Source organism: Longimicrobium sp. (assembly GCF_036387355.1).
Classification (GTDB): Bacteria; Gemmatimonadota; Gemmatimonadetes; order Longimicrobiales; family Longimicrobiaceae; genus Longimicrobium.
This window is the reverse complement of the sequence record NZ_DASVTX010000478.1, coordinates 1-4,409: the sequence shown is the minus strand read 5'-3', so window position 1 is coordinate 4,409 and position 4,409 is coordinate 1. Positions and strand designations below refer to the sequence as shown.

4 protein-coding genes are annotated in these 4,409 nt (G+C 66.4%); 1 reads left to right on the top strand and 3 read right to left on the bottom strand.

Translation table 11 applies throughout. The annotated features are described in order from the left end of the window. Positions 1-933 (top strand): universal stress protein (locus VF665_RS20655; protein ID WP_331055357.1); only part of this gene is annotated, 933 nt, incomplete at its 5' end. 91 nt (positions 934-1,024) lie between these two features. On the opposite strand, the gene VF665_RS20650 is transcribed toward VF665_RS20655, so the two are convergent. From VF665_RS20650 to VF665_RS20640, 3 genes are all read right to left on the bottom strand, one after another. After that, positions 1,025-1,693, bottom strand: a complete 669-nt coding sequence (locus tag VF665_RS20650) for a hypothetical protein (RefSeq protein WP_331055356.1) — start codon at positions 1,691-1,693, stop codon at positions 1,025-1,027. Positions 1,694-2,458: 765 nt separating this feature from the next. After that, positions 2,459-3,103: a hypothetical protein gene (locus VF665_RS20645; RefSeq protein WP_331055355.1), complete on the bottom strand. Its 645-nt coding sequence runs from the start codon at positions 3,101-3,103 to the stop codon at positions 2,459-2,461. A 60-nt stretch (positions 3,104-3,163) separates the two neighbouring features. Beyond that, positions 3,164-4,409, bottom strand: a 1,246-nt coding sequence (locus tag VF665_RS20640) for a hypothetical protein (protein ID WP_331055354.1), incomplete at its 5' end; no start/stop codon positions are given.

Here is a 4,409-nt window from a genome sequence, read left to right as displayed (position 1 = left end):
GCACGCACCCTGGTCGCCGGCGTGGCGACGCTCGACGGCAACGATCCCGTCATCCGCCCCGCGATCGAACTCGCGGCGCGGATCGGCGCGCGCCTGCACCTGGTGCACGTCTGTCATCCGGATGAACACACGCTGCTGCACCAGGCGCGCGCGGGAGCGGGCCCGGCCGGCATTCTGGAGCGCGCCGTGCGGGAGCGGCTGCGGCGGGAAGCGTGGGCCGCGAGCCCGCACCCGGACATCGTCTGCCACGCGCCGTGGGGCAGGCCCGACGAAGTGCTTCCCCGCCTGGCGGCAGATCACCACGCGGACTTGCTGCTGCTGGCGCCCACCCGGCGCGGGCGGGTGAGCGGATTTCTGCTGGGCACCACGGCGGAGCACGTGCTGCGCGCCACCACCGTTCCCGTGCTGGTGGTGCACGGAGAGCCGGCGCTGGAGCGCGTTCTGCTGACCACCGACCTGTCGGCGTCATCGCTGGCCGCGCACCGGGAAGGGCTGCGGCTGGCCTGCCTGATCGCGTCGCCCGGCGCGGCCGTACGGACGCTGCACGCCATGCCGCCCGCCGCGCCGGGCGAGACGGCGGACACGGCCGAGGAGCAGATCGCCGCCGCGCTGGAGGAACTGGCGGACGTGCTTCCCGCGCACGCCGTGGACGGCCGGGTTCCGCGCCCGTGCGTGCGCTTTGGCGAGCCCGCCTACGTGATCGGGCACGAGGCGCGCGCATGGTGCGCGGACCTGCTGGTGCTGGGCACGCACGCCCGGCGCGGCGCCACGCGCTGGCTGCTGGGGAGCGTGGCGGAAACGGTTCTGCGCCACGCCCCCTGCACCGTGCTGGTCATCCCGCCGCGCCGCGCCCCCGCGTCCGGCGCCGTCGACGGCGCCCGCCCAGGTGACTCCGCGGCGCCGCACGGGAACCCCCACCTCGCCACCGCGTAGGCGCACACGACGAAGGCCCCGCATCTCCTGTGGATGCGGGGCCTTCGCCGTCCTATGCATACCCCGCGTGCAGCATCCGCTGGAACGGCGACTACGTGAGGCAGCGCGCGGCGCCTCGGACCTCCCTTGCTTCCGTGGGGTCCGCGGCCACCCGCCGTGCGAGCGCAACAATCTGCGAACGATAATCAGCCGGAAGCGGCGTGGGGCCGGGCTCTCGGAAAAGGTGGTGCGATCGCATCACCGTGCAGACTCCCACACTACCTTCCGGCAACTGCCCCATCTGGACGAATGCCTCGTACCGCGGATAGCTGGTCGGGTCTGAGACCGCCGCCAGAGCCATGAATGCATGAATCCGGGCGGTCACCGTCGACTGGCGGTCACCGGCGACGTTCAGAACCGCACGAAACAGGGTGCCATCCTGAAGCGTGCTGAGCCGCAGCATGGCGTCGTGCGCCAGCGCGGAGTCCGGCGACTGCCGGGCCTGCTGTATCCGGTCCAGCAGCAACGGGATCTGTTGCGCGGCTGGACACAGCCCAATGTACTGCCATGCCCACTGCATCTTGTTCGCCGGGTGGCCTGTGCGGATTACCTGTTCGGCAAGTCGGCAGTTGTTGCGCCGATGTAGGTCGTTCTCCTCCAACGCTTGCGCGAGCGAAAGTGTGGGGATCACCAACCCCGCCACCAGCATCAGAACGAGGAGCTTCCCGCGTCCGATCAATGTATCTCTGGGTTCGGAGTTGCACTGCAGCGCCCGGCGCATGGATGGGCTGCCTTCTTCACCGAGCGCTCACAGGACGAGCCGGTTGTCTCGCACAAGCAGCCGCCCGCCGGATCTGCCGCATCGCTGATGTGTCCTGGACAGTTGCTTCGGCAAGCCGGTGGATCAGTGCTTCGTAATCGGCCGGGATCGGCGCTCCGAGCGTCGGACGCCAGTGCAGATGGGCGCCGGCTGGGTTGCAACGCCGGTGGCGGTCATCCCTCCTCTCGTCCACCAGGTCCACGTAGTCGATCATCCCTCCGGGCTCGAGCGTCCAGACGAGTGCGCGGAACGCGAAAACGCGCGCCGGCACACTCGCCCTCCTGTCCCCCGCAATGGAGAGCGCTGTCTCATACACACGTCCGTCCCGGAGGTCGATCAGCGGGAAAGTCAGTTTGTCGAGGAAAGCGGTATCCGTCGCGGTACGAGCCCGGAGCATCCCCTGCGCGATCGCTTCGCCGGCGCTGGGGCAGCGTCGCGCGATCTGGGATGCGCGCTCGAGATGCGGGGCCGGGTTGCCGGTACGCAGAACCTGTTCTGCGAATCGGCAATCGTTCCGATGGTATACGGAATCACGGCCAGCCTGCGCAGAAGCCGATCCAGAACGCGTCAGAAGCACCCCTGAAACGATGAGAGCGCACAACCAGCTTGATCCGTTCACGGGCTTCGCCTCTCGCGAGTGACCTAAACGAGTCGCAACGGGCCGGACCGGAAAATCCGCTGCGCAACTGGGGAGTCCGGTTCAGCGAAAAACTTGAGGAACGCCTGCTACTCCGGGCGCGTGGTAAGCGCGACGCAGACAGCACTTTGCCGAACTGGGCTCGGCTCCGACATGTTGCGCATCACCGTCGACGTAACCGCGTGGATCCGAGCCCTCCAGTCTGTCGGGAGAGGCTGGATCACCTGAACGGAAGCATGCGAACTCGGCCCATAGCGCGTGCAGATCGTACGACCATCACCGTCCACGTCTACGAGTGTGGTGTAGTCCGTGCCGGCACTCGGGAACCGGATCCAGTAGAGCACCCGGTTCGCGTACACCCTGGCCGGAATGCTCGCGCCCCGGTCGGCAGAGATCTCCAGGGCTGCTTCGAAGACCGCTCTGTCCTGAAGCTGGTTCGCCGGGAATGTGATCGCGTTGAGGTAGGCCGTATCCGTTGATGTGCGTGCACGGAGCATTGCACTCGCTACCTGGGCCGCGAATCCCGGACACCTGTCGTACATCTGGGATGCCCATTGCAGCTTTGGCCTGGGCTGCCCGGTGGTCAGCACCTGCGTTGCGAGGCGGCAGTCGTTGCGCAGATGCACACTGCCAGGGTCAGCCTGGGCGATCGCCACTGTCGGCAGGCACAAAAGGAAAAGTGCGCAGGCCAGTTTCATTCTCATCGTGAACACCTCGGTTCTGAGAATCCGCATCACGGCCACCAGGGACGTGCGTAGCAAGGGAATGCAGCAAGGTCAGTCCTTCCAGCGGGCTTATGCTTCGAGATTGCCGCCATGTCGGGACGTAACGTCTGCGTATGTAGCTTCGACCAGGTCGCCGAGTCCCCAACCCTCGACCCCAGGAGGCATGATAAGTTTCTCGAATCTCACTTGGGGGTTCTGGTTTTGTAAATACCATCGGAAAGAGTCCGAGTGACTGTTGAAGCCCGGGGAAGAACCGAGCCCCTCGTGTGTGCGCGTCAGTTGCTTCAGGGTTGGAATGTGATGGGCGTCGCACCGGCCGTTCGGAACCACCACTCCGCTGGGCAGAGTGTAATTGCCCCCCGTCTGGAGGTTGTACCAAGCACTTCCTGGCGCGAATGCGACATCGTTGATGTGCACGGGCTGACCGATCTCCGGAATCGGGTTCTCGAGGTATGCCCACCCACGGTTTGGGCCATCATCGATCCGCCTGATGTGATACGTGGTAAGCGAGTCCAGATGGGTGTCCCCAAGATGGTGGATGCTGTCCACCTGCAGTGGAAGGTGTAGCCCAGGTGCTTGGTAGACGCGCAGAGCGATCGTTTGCCATGTGCGCGGCGTAACACGCAGGTGTGCGGTTTTTACAAGTGAAAGCCCGTCCAATTCGCCGGTGACATGCACGGCGCCGCCAACGGCCATCCGGCCGGACCACGAGTGCCGCCCGCTCGAGTCGGAGACCGTTGTGGTACCGGTCGAGTCTGTAAATTCCCAGATGATCTTGGACAGAGTACCGCCTGGTTCCGCGCTCACAGTGCACGTGGCGGAGATCCCGCGCTGGACGGAATCGGGACAGTTCAGGAGCATGTCGTTGGTTTGCACCCGAACGACGTCGCTCCACGCTTCCACGAGCGCGCCCTCCACCCACGTCCACATGAGCATGCGCCCGCCCTCTCGCGGGGTGAACGTGCACACCGGGGTGGAGCAGTCGAACGGACCCTCGGGCCAGCCCGGGTTCGGCACCGCCGCGGTGTCGCCCGGGAACCACATCCAGCCCACGTCGGCCGTGTCCAGGCGCGGATAGCGCAGCCGCATCCCGCCTGCTCCGCGCACCGTAAGCGTGACCGGCTGGCCCGGCGCCACGCTGGCGGGCGCGTCGATCTGCAGGGGTTCCGGGTATTCCGTCGCGGTGACGGTGTGCGACTGGGCGACGTGGTACTTTTCCACGTACAGCCGCCGGCCGGGCTCCGGTTGGGTTTCCTCCTCAGTGCAGTACGGTCGCGGCACGCAGTAGCCGAAGAACATCTCCATGACGGGCACG